The 21,951-nt window shown below is 46.1% G+C and carries 22 protein-coding genes; 6 read left to right on the top strand and 16 right to left on the bottom strand.

The window, feature by feature from the left end; genetic code table 11:
* Positions 1 to 18: 18 nt before the first annotated feature.
* From RCH83_RS08835 to RCH83_RS08825, 3 genes are all read right to left on the bottom strand, one after another.
* Positions 19 to 2,670, bottom strand: coding sequence for an ATP-binding protein (locus tag RCH83_RS08835; protein WP_306521104.1), 2,652 nt, complete (start codon positions 2,668 to 2,670; stop codon positions 19 to 21).
* A 226-nt stretch (positions 2,671 to 2,896) separates the two neighbouring features.
* Positions 2,897 to 3,751 carry an MBL fold metallo-hydrolase gene (locus RCH83_RS08830; RefSeq protein ID WP_306521102.1) on the bottom strand — a complete coding sequence of 285 codons (855 nt, stop codon included), beginning with the start codon at positions 3,749 to 3,751 and terminating at the stop codon, positions 2,897 to 2,899.
* A 168-nt stretch (positions 3,752 to 3,919) separates the two neighbouring features.
* The gene (locus RCH83_RS08825; RefSeq protein WP_306521100.1) at positions 3,920 to 5,464 is read right to left on the bottom strand and encodes a leucyl aminopeptidase family protein; all 1,545 of its coding nucleotides are present in this window, start codon (positions 5,462 to 5,464) and stop codon (positions 3,920 to 3,922) included.
* Positions 5,465 to 5,733: 269 nt separating this feature from the next.
* Between RCH83_RS08825 and RCH83_RS08820 the strand changes: the two genes are divergently transcribed.
* The gene (locus tag RCH83_RS08820) at positions 5,734 to 6,381 is read left to right on the top strand and encodes an outer membrane beta-barrel protein (RefSeq protein ID WP_306521098.1); all 648 of its coding nucleotides are present in this window, start codon (positions 5,734 to 5,736) and stop codon (positions 6,379 to 6,381) included.
* A gap of 67 nt (positions 6,382 to 6,448) precedes the next feature.
* On the opposite strand, the gene nqrM is transcribed toward RCH83_RS08820, so the two are convergent.
* The 10 genes from nqrM to RCH83_RS08770 form a co-directional block, all read right to left on the bottom strand.
* A complete protein-coding gene (nqrM, locus tag RCH83_RS08815) occupies positions 6,449 to 6,661 on the bottom strand; it encodes a (Na+)-NQR maturation NqrM (RefSeq protein ID WP_306521096.1) in 213 nt (70 codons plus the stop codon).
* Positions 6,662 to 6,864: 203 nt separating this feature from the next.
* Complete coding sequence (gene nqrF / locus RCH83_RS08810; protein ID WP_306521094.1) at positions 6,865 to 8,097, bottom strand: NADH:ubiquinone reductase (Na(+)-transporting) subunit F; 1,233 nt, start codon at positions 8,095 to 8,097, stop codon at positions 6,865 to 6,867.
* Positions 8,098 to 8,119: 22 nt separating this feature from the next.
* Positions 8,120 to 8,728 (bottom strand): NADH:ubiquinone reductase (Na(+)-transporting) subunit E, encoded by a 609-nt coding sequence (gene nqrE, locus RCH83_RS08805; protein WP_306521092.1) that lies wholly within the window; start codon positions 8,726 to 8,728, stop codon positions 8,120 to 8,122.
* 11 nt (positions 8,729 to 8,739) lie between these two features.
* The gene (locus tag RCH83_RS08800; protein WP_306521090.1) at positions 8,740 to 9,369 is read right to left on the bottom strand and encodes an NADH:ubiquinone reductase (Na(+)-transporting) subunit D; all 630 of its coding nucleotides are present in this window, start codon (positions 9,367 to 9,369) and stop codon (positions 8,740 to 8,742) included.
* Complete coding sequence (locus RCH83_RS08795) at positions 9,362 to 10,150, bottom strand: Na(+)-translocating NADH-quinone reductase subunit C (RefSeq protein WP_306521088.1); 789 nt, start codon at positions 10,148 to 10,150, stop codon at positions 9,362 to 9,364. The genes RCH83_RS08800 and RCH83_RS08795 overlap by 8 nt, the downstream gene beginning before the upstream one ends.
* Entirely contained in the window at positions 10,143 to 11,348 is a 1,206-nt protein-coding gene (locus RCH83_RS08790; protein ID WP_306521086.1) for an NADH:ubiquinone reductase (Na(+)-transporting) subunit B, read from the bottom strand. Before RCH83_RS08790 ends, RCH83_RS08795 begins: the two co-directional genes overlap by 8 nt.
* 1 nt (position 11,349) lies before the next feature.
* A complete protein-coding gene (locus RCH83_RS08785; RefSeq protein ID WP_306521084.1) occupies positions 11,350 to 12,783 on the bottom strand; it encodes a Na(+)-translocating NADH-quinone reductase subunit A in 1,434 nt (477 codons plus the stop codon).
* Between the two features lie 263 nt (positions 12,784 to 13,046).
* Positions 13,047 to 14,237 (bottom strand): enoyl-ACP reductase FabV, encoded by a 1,191-nt coding sequence (gene fabV, locus RCH83_RS08780; RefSeq protein WP_306521082.1) that lies wholly within the window; start codon positions 14,235 to 14,237, stop codon positions 13,047 to 13,049.
* Between the two features lie 386 nt (positions 14,238 to 14,623).
* On the bottom strand, positions 14,624 to 14,956 hold the full coding sequence (locus RCH83_RS08775) for a BolA family transcriptional regulator (RefSeq protein ID WP_306521080.1): 333 nt from the start codon (positions 14,954 to 14,956) through the stop codon (positions 14,624 to 14,626).
* 123 nt (positions 14,957 to 15,079) lie between these two features.
* A complete protein-coding gene (locus tag RCH83_RS08770) occupies positions 15,080 to 15,712 on the bottom strand; it encodes an alpha-ketoglutarate-dependent dioxygenase AlkB (protein WP_306521078.1) in 633 nt (210 codons plus the stop codon).
* A 33-nt stretch (positions 15,713 to 15,745) separates the two neighbouring features.
* On the opposite strand from RCH83_RS08770, the gene RCH83_RS08765 reads away from it, so the two are divergent.
* From RCH83_RS08765 to RCH83_RS08745, 5 genes are all read left to right on the top strand, one after another.
* On the top strand, positions 15,746 to 16,882 hold the full coding sequence (locus RCH83_RS08765; protein ID WP_306521076.1) for a methyltransferase: 1,137 nt from the start codon (positions 15,746 to 15,748) through the stop codon (positions 16,880 to 16,882).
* A 2-nt stretch (positions 16,883 to 16,884) separates the two neighbouring features.
* A complete protein-coding gene (locus RCH83_RS08760; RefSeq protein WP_306521074.1) occupies positions 16,885 to 17,439 on the top strand; it encodes a YajG family lipoprotein in 555 nt (184 codons plus the stop codon).
* Between the two features lie 3 nt (positions 17,440 to 17,442).
* The gene (locus RCH83_RS08755) at positions 17,443 to 18,027 is read left to right on the top strand and encodes a peptidylprolyl isomerase (RefSeq protein WP_306521072.1); all 585 of its coding nucleotides are present in this window, start codon (positions 17,443 to 17,445) and stop codon (positions 18,025 to 18,027) included.
* 142 nt (positions 18,028 to 18,169) lie between these two features.
* Positions 18,170 to 18,490, top strand: coding sequence for a hypothetical protein (locus tag RCH83_RS08750; protein ID WP_306521070.1), 321 nt, complete (start codon positions 18,170 to 18,172; stop codon positions 18,488 to 18,490).
* Positions 18,491 to 18,671: 181 nt separating this feature from the next.
* Complete coding sequence (locus RCH83_RS08745; protein WP_306521068.1) at positions 18,672 to 20,015, top strand: MFS transporter; 1,344 nt, start codon at positions 18,672 to 18,674, stop codon at positions 20,013 to 20,015.
* 95 nt (positions 20,016 to 20,110) lie between these two features.
* Here the strand turns inward: RCH83_RS08745 and RCH83_RS08740 are convergent, their stop codons facing one another.
* The 3 genes from RCH83_RS08740 to RCH83_RS08730 form a co-directional block, all read right to left on the bottom strand.
* Entirely contained in the window at positions 20,111 to 20,356 is a 246-nt protein-coding gene (locus RCH83_RS08740; protein ID WP_306521065.1) for a helix-turn-helix domain-containing protein, read from the bottom strand.
* Positions 20,357 to 20,771: 415 nt separating this feature from the next.
* Positions 20,772 to 21,113 (bottom strand): iron-sulfur cluster insertion protein ErpA, encoded by a 342-nt coding sequence (gene erpA / locus RCH83_RS08735; protein WP_306521063.1) that lies wholly within the window; start codon positions 21,111 to 21,113, stop codon positions 20,772 to 20,774.
* A 51-nt stretch (positions 21,114 to 21,164) separates the two neighbouring features.
* The gene (locus RCH83_RS08730; protein WP_306521062.1) at positions 21,165 to 21,899 is read right to left on the bottom strand and encodes a DUF6776 family protein; all 735 of its coding nucleotides are present in this window, start codon (positions 21,897 to 21,899) and stop codon (positions 21,165 to 21,167) included.
* Positions 21,900 to 21,951: the final 52 nt, after the last annotated feature.

Here is a 21,951-nt window from a genome sequence, read left to right as displayed (position 1 = left end):
ACTTCTGTAACTGCGGGGTTAAGCCTGAACCCCGGATTTGGGTCTGACAGACTGCTGCATTCTGCTGATCAACAGCTGACATGCCAGCACATCCGCTGTTTTGGCCGACAATTCAAGTTCTGCAGCCAGTTGGGTAATTTCCGGAAATCCCATGCTGCCGGCACAACCTTTCAGACTGTGGGCTTCATATTGTAATTTTGCCAGATCACCTTGTTGCTGCAGTTGTTGCAGATCATCAAGTTGTGCCGGCAAACGTTCAGCAAAGTCACGTTTTAACGCAATAATGGCCGGGTCCTGTTCCAACCGCATGGCTAATTCTTCTTCCAGTGTGCGTTCTTTGTGGGTGTATTGTTTAATCATGGCGTAAAAGTCCTTTTGTACTATCGGTTTTGCCAGCAGCGCCTGACAACCGGCCTGCAAATATCTCTGATGATCTTCCCGCATCACGTTAGCAGTTAAGGCCACCACAGGCACCTCAATGCCGGCATGACGAATCAATCTGGTGGCTTCTTCTCCACCCATTTCCGGCATTTGCATATCCATAAATACCAGGTCAAATTCATGGCGCAACAATTGTTCTACCGCCTGATGACCATTGGAAACCATGGTAAATTCAGCGTCAATTTTGCGCAGTAACACTGAAACCAGCAACTGGTTGTCGGTGTTGTCTTCAGCCACCAGCACCTTCACCTTGTGACTGTGAATAGCTTCAGGTTCAAGGTTCTGGCCGACAGGTTGTTCATAACTGTCCACCAGACTCAGATGTTGTGTTTCACAGTTCATGATAATTTCAAAACAACTGCCGATGCCTTTTACACTTTCCACCCTGATGTCACCCTGCATTTCCTGCATCAGCTTTTTCGAAATCACCAGACCAAGGCCAGTGCCACCAAAATTGCGGGTCACAGTGGCATCAGCCTGCACAAAAGGCTGAAATAATTTGCCCAGCTCTTCGGAGCTCATACCAATGCCGGTATCTTTAATTTTGATCACCAGCTGCTCCTGCCCCACCAGATAACTGACGTGGATCACCACTTTGCCACGCTGGGTAAACTTCAGGGCATTGCTGGTCAGATTTAATAACACCTGGCGAAATCTCAGTTCGTCGGTACGCAAAAACTGTGGCAACGGATAATTTAATTCCAGCAGACACTGCAATTGCTTGGCTTCGGCCTGACTTTGGGTTTGTTGATATATATCGTCCAGCATTTGCAGGAAGTTAAAAGTCTGGCTGGAAAGCTCAAGTTTTTCCGCTTCAATTTTTGATAAATCAAGAATGTCATTAATCAGGCTTAACAAGTGATCACCACTACGCAAAACCCGCTGCAGATAATCAGCCAGCTTTTCTTTGTCGGTTTCCACCAGCGCCTGTTCGCTAAAACCAATAATGGCAGTAAGCGGGGTGCGGATTTCATGACTCATATTGGCCAGAAACACACTCTTCAGCCGGTTTGCTTGTTCGGCGGTTTCGCGTGCCTGGATCAGTTCCTGGTTGGCCTGAGCCAGATTGCTGTTGGCCAATGCCAGATCCTGAGTCCTTTGTTGTACCTTGTCTTCCAGCAACTGTTTATAAGCCCTTTCTCTTTCACGATACACCCTTAGCTGGCGCACCATGACATTAAAAGCGGCAAACATGTCACCCAGTTCATCCTGTTTTGTTACCGTCAATAAGGTGCTGAGATCACCACGGCCTACTGCAGTTTTTGCTTCGGTCAGCACTTTAATTGGTTCAAAAATGTATTTCACCAATAGCCAATAACAAAGCAGCGGCAAACCTATTGCAAAAATTAAACTGCCACTGAACAACAACACAGGTAACAGGTCATGTTCAGCCAATAACTCTTTTTCATCCAGGGCACTGAGCAACATAAAGTCGCCCGGCAATTGACCTGCCAGTACCAGCATAGGTTTACCAAGCAAAGTCACCTGATGCAGTTTGTCTGCATCAATGGCCTGTTGGATCTGGCGGAAATTGGTTGGGGCAAAAGCACTGCCTATCAGATTTACTTTATCCGAATAGGCAATGACACCTGTATTACTGACCAGTAAATTTACATGTTGATTTAATAACTTATTCTGCACAACCAGATCCAGCAGCCGCAGATCCAGGCTGATCACCAAATAACCCCAGAGCCGGTTTAAGTCGGCACTACTTTGGGCTGGCTGATACACTTTTTGCGCGACCACCACTTTCAGTTCATTCAGATCGGTTTCTCTGGCGATAAAAATGCCCTGATCTTCCACCATGGCCTGTAAAAAGGAAAAATAATTACTGCGAAAACGTTGATTGCCCTGATTAGGCAAATGTAATGACGGCACTGACAAACTGATTTCGCCATTGAGCTTTAACAATCTGATTTGCTGCAGGTCGTTGTCTCTTTGTTGCATACGTTCCAGCAACAGATTGAGGTTCTGAGCGTCCACTGCAGCCCCTGTTTTCAGGTACTGCTGCAATTGATCCGTTTGCACCAGAGTGGACAACACCTGCTGCTGAGTACTGAAAAATTGTTCAATTTTTTGTTGTTGTGCACCCAGGTGGCGGGCGACCTGAATAAAGGCTTGTTGTGAATAACTGGAAGAACTGAAATGATAAGCAAGGTAGCCGAATAATACAGTGGGCAGCACCAATAACGGAAACATGTAAATCACCAGCGTTTCGCGTAATCTCATCTGTCCCTGGGTCCGTTACCAACTGTTTATGCTTAGATATAAGCAGCATACCGAGCTATGCCGCCACTCACAACAGCTTTATCAGGCTATTCTCCACTGTTCGCTGTTGCTGATAGCTGTTACAGGCGGGCTGATACGGCAACAACAACTGCTGGCCGGTCAATAGCGGTCTGATCAGCCTCAGCTATTGGCCGGCAAAAATACAAAAAAGCCTCAGTCTTTGTTGTTATTCCGCCTGGTATAAAGTTTCTATCCAGCGTTGTTCCGTAATAAAATTCCAGTGCCAGCTTTTATATTTATCACCCAAACCTTTTGCTACGGCTTGCTCCAGACTCAGACCTGCTTTTTTATAAGACTGCACCAAAGCCAGCGTCTGCTCCATCATCAACAAACTTTGGCGAAGGCCTGCTTTATCGGTGAGCTCACCGTGACCTGGTATCACCTGGGTCTGGTCGTCAATTTTTGCGATCAGCTGTTTGGTGTTTTCAATATAACCTGCAACAGAACCGCCACTTTTGACATCAATAAAAGGAAAACGGCCTGCAAACATCAAATCGCCGGTATGCAGCACATTCGCTTCTTTAAACCACACCACCAAATCACCATCGGTATGACTGACCGGCATTGGAATAAGCTCCAGCGCCACATTATTGATATTCAGCGCCAGCGGCTGTTGCAACAGCACAGTAGGTAAACCTTTTTTATCAAATTTTTCATCGGTCTTTAAACGTTGATAAACGTTCTGGTGAGCAATAATAGCAACGCCCTGCCCCAGCACCTTGTTGCCACTGACATGGTCTGCGTGGTGGTGTGTGTTCACCAGGGTGGCAATTTTGCCGTTGGCAGAAATCTCCTGCAGTGTTGTCTGAATTTTTGCAGCAAGTTCAGCAAACTGAGCGTCTACCAATAACACGCCTTGTGGCCCTGTCACAGCCGCCATATTGCCACCTGAACCTGTCAGCATATAAATGTTCCCGGCCAGCGGTTTTGCCTGAATTTGCACATCTGCAAAACGGTCTTTTTCCGCTGCCATGCTATAAAACGCCAGTAGTGATACTGCCAAAACTGTAAACAAACGCATAAAAGCTCCTAAGGTAGACATTTGCCGCTTAAAAAACCTGCAGGCAGGTTTTGATTCAGCAATTACTAAAATAAAAACAACAGCAAGACAATACAACCAGGAGAGGGAATTGGATCAACAATACCCTGCATTGACAGAGACAATGCAGGTTATTGTTTCAGCACAAATTTACAGCAGGTAATGTGCGGCTAAAGCCACCACAGGGGACGCAGAAGGTTTACCATGTTGCCAGTCGCCACCGTCAACTCCACTACCGGCAATATCAATATGCACATAAGGTAACGGAGTCGCCGCTTGTGCCGAAGCCTGATCCAGCCCTGAAGCGACCACCAGGAACGCCATAGGGAACTGGTGACCACGGGCAGTCACAGAGGAAGGTGCGTTATTGCAGCTCAACACATCATCAGCACAACTTCTTGCTTTGATAAAACTGAAATCTTCCCGGCGACTGCGTGACACTTCACTTGGGTCACCCCAGATATCACCAACAGCAGCAAGCTTCGCCGATAAGTGACGACGCAGTGCAGCACCATTTTCCACCAATGCAGTATAAGGACCAACAGCACGGGCGGCATGACCAGTTAAGGTTGCCACAGAGAACAAAGTCGGATTCACAGCCTTCGCTGCATCTTCACGCAGATGCGACATTAAATCGGCCAGCACCAGGCGGCCTTCTGCATCTGTATTGCCGATACGAACCCGCACGCCGGCATGACTTTTAATAATTTCATCAGGTACAAAAGCGTCTGAACCAATGCTGTTGCGTACAGCACCAATTTCCGCAATCACCCGGATACCTTTTGGTTTGAGCAGTGCAATACTCTGCATAAAACCGGCAACAGCAGCAGCACCACCTTTATCCCGGCTCATACCCGCCATACCACCGTTAATTTTTAAATCGGCGCCGCCAGTGTCATACACCAGGCCTTTACCGGCAAATAACAGCGTTTCGGTAATTTCACCTTCGCCCTGATACTCCAGCCGGATCACTGCTGGCTTATGCCGGTCAACCTGCAACGAGCTGCGGGCAACGGCCATTAATAATGGATATTCAGCCAATAATTTATCAACATCGGTTTCAACCTGAACCCGCACTGCGCTGCCGTCAAAAGCTTTTACACAATAATCCGCAAAACGGCGTGGCGCCATACGCTCAGGCTCGGTGCCGCATAAATCGCGGGCCAGGCGCCGGCCTGCCTCCACTGCAGATAAATAATGTGCTTCAGTCTCGTCAATACCAACAACACCAATAGCAGCCACAGGCTCTACTTTGTCCTGTCCTAAAGCTTCACGACCTTCCAGCGGCTGCCACAAGGCCTGTGCCATCGCCAGATAAACCACTTCGGTGGCTCTGGAATAAGTATGTTCCGCCGGCGCCTGCACCCAAACCACAGGGCAACGTGCGCCGGCATTTTTGGCCAAAGTTACGGCCTGTTTAGCAACATCAGCAAAACAGCGCACATCGTCAAAATCACGATGCAAAGCACCTGAAGGCGCAATGATTAATTTCTGTCCTGGCACCAGCGCGCAATGTAATAACAGGGTTTCGTTGCCAACACGCTTATCTATACCTGCGGCCTGGCGGATAAACTGAGCCAAGGCTGCGTCTGGTACTGACATCGGGTCTGCGGCGACCAGAATAAAAGCATCTGCCTGCGGGTCCAAAAGAGCTGCAGCAACATCAGTTACTGCATAAGGAATAGGTAAAGCCATTGTTTTAATTATCCTTCTGCTAAAAGTACCGGCATTATCCGGCACGCAATGAGTCAGTACAAGTCAGAAAGCTGTAGCGCTTGATGCTGGCTGTCAGCACTTCGCTACAAAGAGCGCCACGGTGAGTTTTAACAATGGCCGTCACCATCACAACAGCCGGCACACAAGAGAAACAACTCGTTCATCTTGCGCTAATGATTTAAAAACAATAATTTACAGCAACAAGTTAACATAACAAATCAATGTAGCAACAACGCAAGGAGCACCACATGAAACAAACAACGCTCGCGATATCTGTACTGCTAAGCGCCGCTTTTACCTTTAGTGCACACAGCAGTGCAGATATCTATCTGACGAGCGGCATCTATTACAGTAAAGTAGCAAAGCCGATAAACCGGCAGGGCTCTGGCAGTAGTTTGGGGATAGGTTATCAGCTAAATAACAGCTGGAATTTTGAATTTAGTTATGACCAGCTGATTGATAAAAAGGTGATTCATCCTTATACAGTTTCAAACAGTTCTGCAGCAGAAATTGGCTGGGACAATGGTTATCAGAACAAGGGATTTACCCTGTCAGCTCTTGGAAAAACTGCGATTAATCCTGCCGCCACGCTGTTTTATCGTGCCGGTATTGCCTATAACGATATCGACTCTATGAGCTACAGTCAGGGCCAAAGTACTTGTAATCAGACGGCTTATATTCAGGCCGATTTTCGTCTTATCAACAATCAGGGCACAGTGTTACAACGTGCCACAGGTTGTGCCTACAAAGACAAATCGACAGATTTATTATTTGGTTTAGGTGTGGAAGGTAATTTCAGTGACCATTGGTTTGGCCGTATTGAAGCAATTCAATATTTTGCTGATAAAGGAGAAAATATTACTACAGCCAAGCTCAGTATTGGCTACCGTTTCTGACATAAGGTTTTAAGTTGGTTGCGCTAAAAGTAAAAAGGCCGGTTAAAACACCGGCCTGATTTCAGACTCAGATAATTTTATTGTCCTGCCACTCTTTTTCTTTGCGCATCCGCTCCTGGCGCTTTTCACAAGGCGTATCACAGTCACAGGCTTTTTCTATTCCTAACGCACCTAAACCACCACAACTGCCTGCTATTGTTTTACGTTGCACCATGTAGCCGATAGCCATGGCCGCAAAAACAACCAACAGTACGATAAAAGTAAGAATAAAAATTTCCATAACAACCTCATCACAGCACAACGCCAAGCCCGATACGCTGGCGAATAACGACTCGCATTGTAACAATGTTCCGGACTGAACCCCAACTCAATTTGCTTTGCTTTGCTTTGCTTTGCTTTGCTTTGCATCACCATACTGCTTTGACAAAGTGGCTGACACAAAAAAAAAGCCAACCTAGCGGTTGGCTTTTTTGTGTTCAGTGATTAACCACCGAAGTCATCCAGCAGGATGTTGTCATCTTCTACGCCTAAATCTTTCAGCATATTGATAACAGCTTTATTCATCATTGGTGGACCACACATATAAAATTCACAATCTTCAGGAGCTTTGTGATTTTTCAGGTAGTTTTCAAAAATGACATTGTGGATAAAACCTGTGTAACCCGTCCAGTTGTCTTCCGGTTGTGGATCAGACAACGCAACGTGCCACTTAAAGTTTTCGTTTTCCGCCTGCAACATATCAAAATCTTCTACATAGAACATTTCGCGTTTAGAGCGGGCACCATACCAGAAAGTAATTTTGCGTTTAGATTTTAACCGGCGCAGCTGGTCAAAAATGTGTGAACGCATTGGTGCCATACCTGCACCACCACCGATAAATACCATTTCAGCGTCTGTATCTTTAGCGAAGAATTCACCAAATGGACCAGAAATAGTCACTTTATCGCCGGCCTTCAGGCTCCAGATATAAGAAGACATTTTACCGCAAGGCAAAGTCAGGTTATTTGGCGGAGGTGTTGCGATCCGCACGTTTAACATGATGATGCCTTCTTCTTCCGGATAGTTTGCCATTGAATAAGCACGGATAGTTTCTTCATCCACTTTTGATTCTAAAGTGAAGAACTTAAAGCGTTCCCAGTCACCACGGTATTCAGCCGGAATATCAAAGTCGGCATATTTTACATGGTGAGCCGGTGCTTCAATCTGAATATAACCACCAGCGCGGAATGGCACAGACTCACCATCAGGGATCTGCAACTTCAGTTCTTTAATAAAGGTTGCTTTGTTGTCATTAGAAATAACAGAACAAGCCCACTTTTTGATACCAAAAATTTCCGGTTCAACTTCAATGTCCATGTCGGTTTTGACAGCAACCTGACAAGCTAAACGACAACCTTCACGACGTTCACCTTTAGTCAGATGGCCAAATTCAACCGGCAACACATCACCACCGCCAGAGTGCACATGCACACGGCATTGGCCACAAGAACCACCACCACCACAGGCTGATGACAGGAAAATACCTTTATCAGCTAACACGCCAAGCAGTTTGCCGCCAGCGCCTGTTTTAATAGCTTTTGCCGGATCACCGTTAATGCTGATGGTGATTTCACCGGAAGATACCAGTTTTGCTTTAGCCGCCAAAATCATGACAACCAGAGCAACCACCAGTAAGGTGAACATGCCAACACCCAGCAGAATTTGCGAATCAATCATAATGTTTTCCTTTCAATCGGCCTTATAACGACACGCCGGAGAAGGACATAAAGCCCAATCCCATCAAACCAACCATAATAAAGCGCGAACCTAAACCCCGCAGCGCATGTGGCATGTCGGCATATTTCAGTTTTTCACTGACAGCAGCCATCAGCGTGATGGCCAGAGTCCAGCCAATACCACTGCCTAAACCAAACACTACACTTTCGCTAAAGTTATAATCACGCTCAACCATAAAGGCTACACCACCAAAAATGGCACAGTTTACAGTGATTAAAGGCAGGAAAATCCCCAGCGCGTTGTAAAGCGAAGGAACATATTTATCCAGAAACATTTCCAACACCTGCACCAGCGCAGCAATAACACCGATATAAGTGATAAAACCAAGGAAACTCAGATCTGCATCAGGAAAACCTAACCAGGCCAGAGCACCCGGCGCCAGCAATTTGTGGTACACAATCTGGTTCACCGGAACTGCCAGTGCCAATACCACGGTCACAGCAATACCTAAACTGAACGCAGTTTTGACCTGCTTGGAAATTGCGATAAAAGTACACATACCGAGGAAAAAAGATAACGCTAAGTTATCAATAAACACGGCACGGACAAATAAACTTAAATAATGTTCCATGTCATGACTCCTTAGTGTTTCTCTTGTTGCTCAGGACGGAAAGTCCGCAGCACCCAAATCAACAGGCCGATAATAAAGAATGCACTAGGTGGCATTAATAACAGACCCATTGGCTGATACCAGCCGCCAGCACTGATCAAAGGCAGAATTTCAACACCAAATAAAGTACCAGAACCAAACAATTCACGGATCACGGCGACAATCACCAGTAATACTGTGTAGCCTAAACCATTACCGATACCGTCCAGGAACGACATCAGTGGCGGGCTCTTCATCGCATAAGCTTCAGCACGACCCATAACGATACAGTTGGTGATGATCAAGCCAACAAATACCGATAACTCTTTAGCCACGTTGTAGGCATAAGCTTTCAGAATTTGGTCAACCACAATAACCAATGAAGCGATAATGGTCATTTGCACAATGATCCGCACGCTTGATGGAATATGGTTACGGATCATAGAGATAAACATACTGGAGAAAGCCGTTACTAAAGTAAGGGCTACGCCCATTACCAGGGCTTTTTCCAGTTTGGTTGTTACTGCCAGCGCAGAACAAATACCCAGTACCTGCAATGCAATTGGGTTATTAGCAAACACAGGTCCAAAGACCAGTGCTTTCATTTCTTTTGCATTAGCCATTGTTTAATGCTCCTTGACGAACTTTAGCCAGGAATGGGGCAAAGCCTTTGGCGCCGGTCCAGAATTCGAACGTATATTGAACACCGTTACTGGTTAAAGTCGCACCAGACAGACCATCAACATCAGTGACAGAATCCGGTGCCGCGTTACCTGGTTTAAGTACCTTGATAGCTGGATTACCGGCGTCGTCAGTAATTTTCTTACCAACAAACTGAGCAACCCATTTTGGATTCTGCACTTCCCCACCTAAGCCGGGCGTTTCAGCGTGTTCGTAGAAGTTCACCCCTTTAATAGTGGTGCCATCCACATCTAATGCCAAAAACGCATGCATTGTTGACCAAAGGCCATAACCGTGAACTGGCAGCACTATGGCTGACAACTTGCCTGATTCAATGCCATCGTTATAAGCAAAATAAACAGGCGCAACTTTAGCGCGACGTTTGATTGACGCTTTGTCATCAGCAGCAGCAAGTGCATCACTGAGGGCTACGTCTTTCATTGCTTTGCGGTAGTCGTATTTAGCCGGATCCTGATCAACAAATTCACCGGTATCCAAATCAACCAGACGTTCCTGCACATGTTTACTAAACAGTGTTTTTACGTCGTCGCCAGTCAACAAACCTGTTGCCACCAGAATATTTTTCTGAGCATCAACCAGTTTGTTTTCCACTTGTTTTGGACGTAACTGAACCGCAGCTGTTGCTACGATAATTGCACAGACCAGACATAAGCCAATCACAACACCGAAGGTCTTGCCGATGCTTTCGTTATTATTAGACATTACGTGCCAGCCTCCGCTTGATGTTGCCTTGTGCAACCATAAAATCAAACAATGGTGCGAACAGGTTAGCGAACAGAATCGCCAGCATCATGCCTTCCGGATATGCCGGGTTCACCACACGAATCATCACAACCATAAAACCAATTAAAATGCCATAAGCCCATTTACCAGAGTCGGTAAATGAAGCAGACACTGGATCTGTTGCCATAAAGAACATACCAATGGCAAAACCGCCCAGCACTACGTGCCAGTACCAAGGCATCGCAAACATAGCGTTGGTGTCAGAACCTATCAGATTGAACATAGTTGCAAAGAACACAGTACCGACCATCACACCAGCAACAATACGCCAGGAAGCAATGCGGAAATAAATCAGTGCCAGACCACCAATCATCAGGGCCAAAGTTGAAGTTTCACCAACAGAACCTGGGATAAAACCGTAGAACGCATCCCACCATTGTTGGTTAACAGACCAATCAGTCACTTCACCATTGGCTGCTTTTGATAACCAGGTTGCACCGGCATAACCGTCAGCAACAGTCCATACTTTGTCACCTGAAATTTGTGCCGGATAGGCAAAAAACAGGAAAGCACGGCCAGCTAAAGCCGGGTTTAAGAAGTTACGGCCAGTACCACCAAACACTTCTTTCGCAATGACGATACCAAAGGTGATACCTAAAGCCGCTTGCCACAGCGGAATAGTTGCAGGCAGGATCAACGCAAACAAAATAGAAGAAACGAAAAAACCTTCGTTAATTTCGTGTTTACGGATAGAAGCAAATAACACTTCCCAAAAACCGCCGACAATAAATACGGTGGCATAAATTGGCAGGAACCAGCAGGCGCCATACCACATTTTACTGCCCCAACCCGATTCAGCCGTCAGTTCACCACCGAGCATCTGGAATAAAGCCACTTGCCAGGTATCCGGCAGAGTGACAGTTGCAGATAACACTGATGCAGCCTGGTGACCAATGTTAAACATGCCAAAGAACATGGCAGGGAATAACATTAACCAGACAAAAATCATGATCCGTTTCAGGTCAATACTGTCGCGCACATGAGTGGCAGACTTGGTGACTTTACCCGGTGTATACAGAATAGTGGCCACAGCTTCATATAAGGCATACCACTTTTCATACTTGCCGCCTTTTTCAAAGCTTGGCTCAATACTTTCTAAATAATGCTTTAAACTCATCTTAGCCTTCCTTCTGGATGGTCGTCAGAGCGTCGCGCAGTGCCACACCGTAGTCATATTTACCAGGGCAGACAAAGGTACATAACGCTAAGTCTTCTTCATCCAGTTCCAAACAACCCAAGGAAATTGCACCGTCAGTGTCACCAACCAATAAATCGCGCAACAACAAGGTTGGCAAAATATCCAGTGGCATCACACGTTCATAGTTGCCGATTGGTACCATGGCGCGGTCTGAACCGTTGGTGCTGGTTGTCATGTTAAACAGGCGTTTTGGCGACAAATGCGACAAATAAGCACGGGTAACCGAGAATTTCTGAGCACCAGGGGTAATCCAGCCTAAAAACTCTTTTTCGTAACCTTCTGCCAGAACGGAAATCTGGTTATGGAAACGACCAAGGTAAGCGTGAACACCTGTGGCAACTTTACCTGCTAACACTGAGCCTGAAATGATACGGTGTTGACCTTCAGCCAGCTCACCTGAAACCAGATCCGCTGTCGCAGCACCAAGTACAGTTTTGATTAAACGTGGATTATTCACTACAGGACCGGCCAGCGAAATAACACGGCTGGTATCCAATTGGCCACTGGTAAACAATTTACCAATAGCTATCACGTCCTGATAATTAATGTGCCAAACAATTTTGGTCATCGATACAGGTTCAAGATAGTGGATATGTGTTCCTGGTAAACCGGCTGGATGTGGGCCTGCAAACTCTTCTACCTGCACTTTGGCTGGGGCACTGATTTGCGCGCCAGCTGCTTTGCATAAAAACACTTTAGCATCTGAGAGTTGCGTTAACACTGTCAAACCATGCTGGAATGCATCAGCAGCAGCGGCAATCACCACTGTTGGATCCGCGGCCAGAGGGTTGGTATCCATCGCAGTCACAAAAATCGCACGTGGAGTACTGTCAATTGCCGGAACCTGGCTGAAAGGACGGGTGCGAAACGCTGTCCACAAACCAGAATCCAACAGTTGTTGCTTCACCACTGCAGCGTCTAAGCTTGTCAGTTTGTCTGCAGAAAATGCAGTAAACTCAACAGCTTCATTGCTACCATCGGCTTCGATGACAACAGACTGCAGCACACGTTTAGCACCACGATTGATGTGAGTAACAGTACCGGAAATAGCGGCAGTAAATTTGACACCAGGATTTTTTTTGTCTTCAAAAAGACCCTGACCTTTTTTTACTTTATCGCCAACCTCAACCAGCATGGTTGGACGCATACCGACATACTCTTCACCCAGTACAGCGACCGATTTGACAGCAGGGCCGTCATGAATCACTTGTTTAGGACTGCCCGACAGGGGAATGTCCAATCCTTTTTTGATTTTAATCATACGTACTTGCACTACTTTAACGGGAAGAAACAGGGCCTGGTTTTTCAGCTGCTCGCCTGGCAGCGCACCTGGCGAAATTGGGCTGAAACTCAACCTGATTTCACCAGATACACGTACATAGCGGCGGATTTTAGCATTAAACCCACAGGCCAGCTATGATAAATAACAAAATTCTGCCGCACTTTGCACAGTTGCAGCCAAGTGTAGTCAAGTTTGCATCCTTTGCCTGATAAAGCAGGATGTGCAAGCTGTTAACCGCATTTATGCTGATTCTGCCGTGAAATTGCCAGTTCTTGTTATTCTTGTGTTACCCACTTGCGCAAACAAAAGCCGCCTCAATTGGCGGCTCTATTATCTTAAGCTAAATTAGCCAGTGTCACCATCGGTGAGACATCCGCGTCGTAGTCGACGTGGCTGTAACCAAAGCCAAATAAACGTAAGAATTCCTGATGATAACCTTTATAATCGGTTAATTCATCAATGTTGTGTGTTTCAACTTGCGCCCATAAAGCCGCAACTTTGGCCTGAATGTGGTCAGATAACTCTTTACCGTCCATTCGCAAACGGCCGGCATCGTCGAGCTGGCGTGCTGCATTGTATAAACCGGTGCGGAACAAACCGTAAATTTGTTCAATACAACCTTCATGGCTGCCTTCTGCTTTCATCACCCGGTACAACACAGAAATATATAACGGCATAATTGGAATGGCAGAACTTGCCTGAGTGACCAGCGCTTTTAATGAAGCCACATATGCATGACCTTTTTGCGCGGCCAGTTTAGTTGTGATGGCAGTTGCAGCACGGTCTAAATCTTCTTTAGCACGGCCGATAGTGGCTTTACCATAAATAGGCCAGGTCAGTTCTTTACCAATATAGGTATAAGCCACGGTCTGGCAATTTTCGGCCAGTACACCGGCGGCGTGCAGTTGATCTAACCATCGTTCCCAATCTTCACCGCCCATCACTTTGACCGTATTAAAAATTTCATCGTCATTGGCCGGTTCAACAGAAACTTCTTCAATTTCGCGTTTACTGGTATTGAGGTTTTTGGCGGTATAAGCCTGACCAATTGGCTTTAATACTGAACTGTAAATTTCGCCTGTAACCGGGTCTTTGCGACGAGGTGCGGCAAGGCTGTACACCACCAAATCAATTTTACCCATTTCACTTTGAATAATGTCGATTGCTTTGGATTTCATCTCATCGGTAAAAGCATCACCGTTTAAATGTTTATTCCATAAACCTTCGGCATCAGCAGCTTTTTCAAATGCAGCAGTGTTATACCAACCGGCCGAACCGGTTTTGCCTTCAGAGGCTTCTTTTTCAAAAAAAATACCTAAAGTCTTAGCACCAGAACCAAAAGCCGCGGTAATGCGTGACGCCAGACCATAACCTGTCGAAGCCCCAATAATTAATACATTTTTGGGTCCGTTGCTAACAGCACCATGCTTTTTAACGTAATCGATTTGTTCCTGCACATGCTCAGCACAGCCCACCGGATGGGCATTGGTGCAGATAAATCCACGAATTTTTGGTTGAATAACCATAAGAACAGAACCTGTAGTTGGTGAAAATTGCCGTTAGTGTAAAACTTTACCACGACAAACAGGTCTGATCAGCATTGAACTGCAGCGAAAAAGCAGTAACCCTGAATAGTTCTGGCGGTCCTGATGGCTGGAAGTTTAGCAAAACATCAACAACACGGATGATACACAGCATCCTTATGTCGTTCCTGCGGCCATAAGTGCTGTTCATTGAGTTTGCATGCACAACAAGCTGACAGTCAGGGCTGCAGTCACGCTTTTTAGTTAAAAGCCGCTATTGCATTGAAGTCAGCGTTCATCATAAATGCTGATGGCAGCATAACCGGGCACAAAAAAAGCGCCGAAGCGCTTTTTGTCTACCGAGACTCTGCTCTACGGCATTTTGGCGATTAAAGTTCGGCTTTTTCCCTTTTAGAACCACCAAAACACTTTGGCGAAGCCGGTGGTTTCTCCGCATAATATTCATACCATTCAGCTGGCGTGTAAGTGTGTAAAGCCAAAGCATGAATTTTTTCAGCAAGCTCTGCAGCCACTACGGCATTCACAGCTCTGTGACGTGCCAATAATCGCATACCATCAAAAGCCGGCGTTACTATCACCACTTTAAAGTGTGACTCGGCCCCCGGAGCTACGCTATGCATATGACTCTCATCAATCACATCCAAAAAAACCGGCTCGAAGGCGCTTAACAATTTCTGCTCTATTGAGGTGTGAATTAACATTGCTGTCGTCCCTTCTGTTTACAGGTTTATCTGTACTTTAGTTGCCGTGTTGTCGCTTGTCAGCAGCAGTTTGCACGCAAAAAAAGATATAAATTTTCACTTGCCAAAGCCCTTTAGGGCAGTCTATGGCGCAGATTTGATATAACGAAAAGTTAAGTTAAGCCGCGCTGAACCGGCCTTTGCCTGCTTCGGTACTCTGTGCTGCCAGAACTGCTGACAAGGTGCTCTCATCAGTAATAAGTCACCATCTTCCAGCATAAGACTGAGCTGGTGATCTGCTGTTTTATGTTTTAAATCAAAGCGCCGGCTTTGACCCAGGCTTAAAGAAGCAATATCAGGAGCAATGCCAAGTTCCGGTTCATCATCGCTGTGCCACCCCATATGATCATCCCCCTGCTGATACAAATTTAACAGTACCGCATTAAACTGCTGCTTCAGTTGGCGGTTCACCCACAGTGTCAGCTGCCATACCAGCGGGTGCCAGGGTTCTGGCTGAAAAGTGACTCCGGAATAACGATAGCTGCAATGGGCATCCCCCATCCAGACCTGCCGTCTTGGGATACACACTGCTTTGCCAAAGAGCCACAACTGCGGTTGTTGCCAGTTCAGCTCCTGCTGCAGTCTGCTGAAATAAGCTTGTGCACGCTCTGTGGGTAACCATTGTTTCCACAACCAGAGTTCGGCTTGCGGCAACAAAAATTGCTGTGGCTGCCGCTGCGCTGTTGCTTGGTTGTCGCTCTGGGCCAAGTCTGGCAAAATAGCCCCCTTTTTGCTGACTGTTGTGACGTTATGACCAATTTATGCCAGATAGCTGGCCTGACCCTGCAGTTGGATCGTTATCCACCGGAGCAGAAAAACCGTAGTTTACAGGCATGGGATGCAGCTGACGAGTTGTTACTGAACACAGTGTTGCCGATGCTGGCTACACAACAGGAACAGTTGTTGCTGCTTAACGACCAGTTTGGAGCTCTGGCTTGTGCTTTAGCCAGATACGCACCAGTGCAAAGTTCGGATTCTTATTTATCGCAACTGGCGACTGCACATAATTTTGCGCAGAACCAATTGGACCTGAAACTGGTAACACAAATCAGCAGCCTGGAGCCATTACCTGCGGCCAGTATGGTGCTGATCAAGCTACCGAATAATCACAGTTTTTTACGTTATCAGCTGCGGCAGTTAAAACAACAACTGCCAGCCAGCACCCGTATTTATGCCAGCGCCAAAGCCAAAGACATCACACCAAATTTGCTGGCTATTTTTCAGCAGGAGCTGGGGCCAACCACAGCTTCTTTAACGGTGAAAAAGTGCCGGCTAATCACCAGCACTATAGACCCAACACAACCAAGCCCTTTAACACCACAATTTCCATTGCAGTGGCCGGCAGAGGGCATTGATGTAGTCAATCACGCCAATGTGTTTTCGCGTGAACAACTGGATATAGGCGCGCGTTTTTTACTGGAACATATTCCGGTTTGTGCGCCAGGCCAAAAAGCCATTGATCTCGGTTGTGGTAATGGTGTGCTGGGCTTGGCTTTATTAAAAAAGCAACCACAACTGCAGCTGCTGTTTAGCGATGAATCTTATATGGCTGTTGATTCCGCCCGTTTGACTTTAATGGCCAACCAGGCTGATTTATTACCACAGGCCGAATTTGTGGTGGATGACTGTTTAAGCCAACAAGCGGACAATTCGGCAGATTTTATTATCTGTAATCCGCCTTTTCATCAACAAAATGCTGTCACTGATCATATTGCCTGGCAAATGTTCGCTGATGCACGGCGTGTGTTGAAGAAAAATGGCAGACTACGCATCGTTGCCAATCGCCATCTGGCCTACAGCGAAAAACTGGCCCGACTGTTTGGCGGTTGTATTCATGTGGCCAGTAATGCAAAATTTACCATCTTAGAAGCCATTAAAAGGAAATAAAAATGCGTTCTTTAGTTTTAGCATCCATGCTGGCGCTGACCGCCTGCAGCAATCCGGTTCCATCCTTTATTGTGGCGCCACAGGTGTTCTGGAATCAAAGCAATCAGCTGAACGGTGTGGCTTTTAGCCTGAATGTGCAGGATAACAGACCGACAAACGGCACTTTAATTATGCGTGACGGTGACAAGGTTAATTCATATCCAACAAGCAACAACCTGCCACAACAACTGCAGGATGTACTGACCGATGCGCTGAGCAAACAAGGTGCACAGGTGTCAGGGGCTGAACCTGTGGTAGTGACTATTCAGATTAACCAGCTTGAAGCCAATGCTGAACTTCGTACCGTTGAACACATCGTCAAAAACAATGTGGAACTGACAGTGTTGATCGAACGTGATTCTGGTTCTTTTAATAAAAGTTACAGCGGTAAAAGCAGTTTTTCCGGCCCATTTAAGTTAGACACTGCAGTTGCAGAACGTGAACTCAGAGTGTTAACCGAACAGGTCATTGGCAACCTGCTGCGCGACCCAAGCTGGCAGGAATTCCTGAGGAATTAAAAGATGTGGAAAAGCTTTGTAGCCGCTTTTATTTTGCTTAGCACCGGCGTTCAGGCTGCCGGTGAGTTTTTGCAAAAAGATAACCTGTTCCCACGGGTACGCTTTGAAACTACAGCCGGTAATATTGTGGTTGAGCTGGATCGCAGCAAAGCACCACTGACGGTGAATAACTTTTTAAGTTATGTCGAGAAAAAAGCATACGACGGCACTTTGTTTCACCGGCTGGAACCAGAGTTTGTGTTACAAGGTGGTGGTTATGACAAAGATCTGAAACCAGTCAAAGATTTAAAACCTGTGTTTAATGAATCGGGCAATGGCGTAAAAAACCGTTTATACACCATTGCTATGGCTCGTCAGAATGATCCGCACAGTGGCACCAGCCAGTTTTTCTTTAATTTAAATGACAATCCAAGTCTGGATCCAGGTAAAAACTGGGGTTATGCCGTCTTTGGCTCTGTGGTCGAAGGCACGGAAGTCTTTGATAAAATTAAAACCCTTGAAACCGGTTTCAACGAAACCTTAGGCTGGGAAAACGTACCAAAAAAACCATTGGTATTAACCAGGGTAATTTTACTGCCAGCCCAATAAAGCCCGCTATACTTGCCCTAACGATGCCCTTATTTAGCAAATGCTAATGGGGCGTCGGATCATTGAGTCTGCAGTAAGAGACTTGTCGTTAACAGTGAAGTTAACCTCAGCGATCTGGGTCGCCGGTATCAGGGCAAACATCATGTTAGAGTCGTTTATCGACGATAAATCACAGCAGTTGATTTATTTTGTGTCACGGTTTTTCCGTGGTCAGTTACCACATCGCGAATTACATTTGTTCGTCTGGGACACGCTGGAAGAATGGGCACAGTTAAAAATCAGCCAACAGATTCCGGCAACATTCCGCGAACAGGTGTTCTGGCATGTGTTGTATCAACTGGAGTTCTGGTCTGAACAAGACTTGCGTCACGACCGTATGTTACGTCGTCAGCTGCAACATTGTCTGGGTTATCTGCGTGGCAAAACCAGATTACCCCACGATTGTGTTGGCATCAGGCCCTGACAACTGCCAAAAAACACAACAAAAAATAACCTCTGGTTTTGCTTATTGCATTTTGCACTTTTTATCGTTGCTTTTTGCCTTCTTGCCACTTTCATCAACCCAAGCACTTTGTTAAGGTGCAGCCTGCAACACTCATCACCCAATCATCTTTTGCTGCGCCTGTCGCTGGAGTAATGCCCGCATGTCTGAAGTTGTAGCCCCGACTGGCTTTCGCGCTGCTTTGCAGCAATACCGTGATATTCGATTGTTTTATATTTTCTTGCTTGGTTGTTCTTCCGGCTTTCCATGGGTGCTGATTGGATCTGCCATGAGTGGCTGGTTAAAAGATGCCAATCTATCGCGCGCTGCTATTGGTTATTTTGGCTCAGTCACTGCAGTTTTTGCCTTGAATTTTTTATGGGCACCGCTGGTCGACCGCTTACATTTACCTTATTTACAACAAAAACTCGGACAACGCCGTAGCTGGGTAATAAGCATGCAACTGGTCATTATGCTGGCCACTTGTGCTATCGCTTTTACCAACCCGGGTTTTAGTTTGTTGTGGACCTCGTTATTGGCCTTGCTGATTGCGTTAGCCGCTGCGACACAAGATGTGGCTATTGATGGTTATCGCATCGATATTATTGGGCAAAATCAGAACAAACTACCGGCAGCCGCAGCCTTGGGTGTAATGGGCTGGTGGACTGGTTATTCGTTGCCCGGTTATTTTGCGTTCCATTATGCCGACAGCTGGGGCTGGCCGGCTGTTTATCTGGGTATGGCGTTGATGTGGCTGTTGCTGGCAGCGCTGACGCTGATGGTCAAAGAGCCACTCAGTAACAGAGATTTATTACAGCAAAAAGCCGCTGAACGTTATCAACATTCATTACAACACCCTGCGCTGTTATGGCTTACTGTCACAGTGGTGGAACCTTTTGCTGAGTTTTTCCGCCGCAACGGCATGACCTTAGCGCTGCTGCTGATTAGTTTTGTGTTTGTATTTAAACTCGGTGAAGCCTTTTTGGGCCGGATGTCGATTCAGTTTTATCGTGAAGTAGGTTTTAGCAACGAACAAATTGCCGAATATTCCAAGCTGATTGGCTGGGGTGCAACTATGGCATTTACCCTGCTTGGCAGTTTACTGAATGTGCGTTTTGGTGTGATCAAAGGTTTGGTATTGGGGGGCATTACCATGGCCGCCAGCAACCTGATGTTTGCCTGGATTGCAGAGGTGGGACCGGATGAAAACCTGCTGCTCTGGACCATTTTACTGGATAACTTTACTACCGCCTTTTCTATTGTCGCTTTTGTGGCCTTTCTGACCAGCTTTACCGGGGTGGCTTTTTCCGCCAGCCAATATGCGCTGTTAGCTTCAATTGGCAATTTTGGCCGTACTACTGTGGCTTCACTGGGCGGTAGCATGGTGGATATGCTGGGTGGCAACTGGAGCTTGTTTTTCCTGATCACATCCTTGATGGTGATCCCTGGATTATTGTTATTGTGGGCCATCGTAAAGCAGCTGAAAAAACGACAGGCAGTGCAATGATATGGTCTTTTCCAGGTGATTGATTACCTGACGACAAAACCCAAAAACAAAAAGGCCGCAATTCATTGCGGCCTTTTTGTTTCAGCTACCGAGTCTTATGCCTGACTCAGTACCTGTCTTAATCCGTCCGCTGGGTCTACTTCCAGTGCCTGACAATACCGGACAAACTCCACCACATCCAGGCGACGCTCCTGGTTCTCAACTTTTCCAATAAATGAATGTGGGGTACCCAATACTTCAGACAGACTACGCATGGTGTGGCCTTTATCCTGTCTTTGCCGCTTTAACCATAAACACAGTCTTTTGTTCTCGTCAGAAATGACGCTTTTAGTACCTTTCATAACGTTTTCTTCTCCCAGCGTTAGTCGCTTTTTTTATGTCAAACACTTCCTGCCAAATCAAAATCCAAACCTTATTGGCGCGCCAATAAGCAATAAATATCAGTTAATTAAACCATAGGATGCGACGAGCGTACAGTTACAGACGTTAAAATTTGTATCTGCCAGCAACCACGAAGTTTATCTAACTGATATAAAACAAGAAATAAACAAACACTTAAAAACGTGCCGCAAAACACTGTACAAATAGCACACAGGTAAAGGGCAAATAACACACAACTGTGAAATTGATGTTATAAAATCGGCGACATCTTAACGCAGAAAGATCTACTGAGCTATCGGTACAAAAAAATAAATGCCGGAAAAACAAACAGAACAGACCAGTTCTGATGAGGCTCAGAACCGGCCAAATAGCGGATTAAACGGAGAAGCTGGAACCACAACCACAAGTGGTGGTTGCATTTGGGTTTTGTACAATAAAACGACTACCTTGCAGGCCATCAGTGTAATCGACGGTACCACCCATCAAATACTGCAAACTCATCGGATCAACAACCATCACCACACCGTTTTTTTCGACTGTGAAGTCGCCATCGTTGACTTTTTCGTCAAAAGTAAAACCGTATTGAAAACCAGAACAACCACCACCTGTTACATAAACACGCAGTTTTAATGCCGGATTTTCTTCATCAGTAATGAGCGTAAGCACTTTATTGGCGGCCGCATCCGTAAATTGAATCGGAACCTGAACTTCAGACATTGCTTAACCTCAGCTGGAAAATGGGCGCAAATTATCTAATACCTGACTAATTTATTCAAGTATTTCACCGGGCAGTGCTTCATTCCATAATAAGGTTTTGCTGACCTTCGCCGCTTTTAAACCACGACTGGCCGGCACAGCCACTGTCACTTCAACTTCTTCCGGCACAAAAGCAGCTGGCAATACAAATTCACCTTCAAAAATCTGAAAATGTTTAAAGCTAAAACGCCGGTCCGCTTTGGCAAAACCTGCCAGTTTGAGCAAATCGATGCTGGTTTTTTTGTTTTGTTTTACCCCTTTCAGACTGAGGCTGATCTGGCCCTTGGCAAAATTTTTCTGTTTGTCCTGCTCTATTAACACCAGATTAAATTTATAACTGCCCACAGCACTGCCTTTGGTCAGACTGAAACTTTCAATAATTAAGCTGTTGGCCTGCAAATCCGGCGAAATAATTTTCTGGTAAAACGCCAGTTCTTTGCGGGTATCAAACAGTTTTTGTTGTTCAGCTTTTAGATCTTGTTGTTGCAGCGCTATGGTGTTGCGTTCAACTGCCAGCTCAGCCGTCAAATAATCACTTTGTTTCATTTGTGCTGCCAGCGCTTGTTCTTTTTGCTGCAACTGTTGCTGTAACAACTCCACCTCAGTGCTTAACTGCTGTTGTTGCTGAACCAGTGCCAGGTTGCCTAATCGCCAACCAGCCAGCGCGGCGACACAGGCTGTTGCCGTTATGATCAATAACTGCTTCCGGTGCAGGCCTAGCCATAAGGTTAATTGTTGAAGTTTCATCAAAGCACTCAAAGTGTTATGTTAGTGATTCAGTTTTCTTTTTGCCGGTACT

The organism is Rheinheimera sp. (assembly GCF_030824435.1).
Classification (GTDB): domain Bacteria; phylum Pseudomonadota; class Gammaproteobacteria; order Enterobacterales; family Alteromonadaceae; genus Pararheinheimera.
Note: the sequence above shows the minus strand (reverse complement) of the source record. Positions and strands in the feature narration are given on the sequence as shown.